This window comes from Arthrobacter sp. JCM 19049, from assembly GCF_001310435.1.
On sequence record NZ_BAXF01000732.1, the window covers coordinates 1 to 866 of the forward strand.

The following is an 866-nucleotide window of genomic DNA, read 5'->3' on the forward strand; positions in this document are numbered from 1 at the left end:
CATCCGGCGCACAACAAGATCGGCCGCAGGCGAGGCCAAGCCCGCGCCGTGGAGGCGATGCGCCAGGTCGGCATCCCGGACCCCGAACGCCGGGTGGACTACTACCCGCACCAGTTCTCCGGCGGGCAGAAGCAGCGCGTGGTGATCGCCGCGGCGCTGGCGCTGCGCCCCTCACTGATCGTGGCCGACGAACCGACCACCGCCCTGGATGTGACGGTGCAGGCCGAAATCCTGCAGCTGCTGCGCCAGGTGCGCGAGGAGCTGGGCACCGCGATCGTGATCATCACCCACAACATGGGGGTGGTCGCCGACATCGCCGACCGGGTGATCGTGATGAACCAGGCCTGGTGATCGAACAGGCCAAGGCGCTGGACCTGTTCGAGAACCCGCAGCAGGACTACACCCGTTCACTGCTGGAGGCGGTGCCACACCTGGGCCGCTCCAGCGCCTCGAAGGACCTGGAGTCCCGCGCCCACGCCGAGAAGCCGGTGCTGGTCGAGGCCCGGGACCTGAGCGTGCACTACCCGGGGCGCCTGGGCGCACCGGGGTTCACGGCCGTCAACGGGGTGTCCCTGAAGATCCACGCCGGGGAGGTGTACGGGCTGGTCGGTGAATCCGGCTCGGGCAAGACCACCATCGGGCGCACCATCGCCGGGCTGAACCGGATGACCGGCGGGTCGCTGAGGGTGCTGGACTATGAGATGGCCGATTTCCGTGAACGCAGCTTCAAGCCGCTGCGGGAGCAGATCGGGTTCGTCTTCCAGGACCGGCCGCCAGCTTCAACCCGCAGCTGACCATCGGGCAGTGCGTGGCCGAACCGCTGAACGTGCACCGCAGCCTGGGTCCGCGCGAAACCCGGGCCCGGG

General features: G+C 69.3%; 1 pseudogene. It reads left to right on the forward strand.

Features of this window, described 5'->3' with window-relative positions:
• Window positions 1-866: pseudogene (locus tag JCM19049_RS15845) on the forward strand (ATP-binding cassette domain-containing protein); the annotation flags it as partial.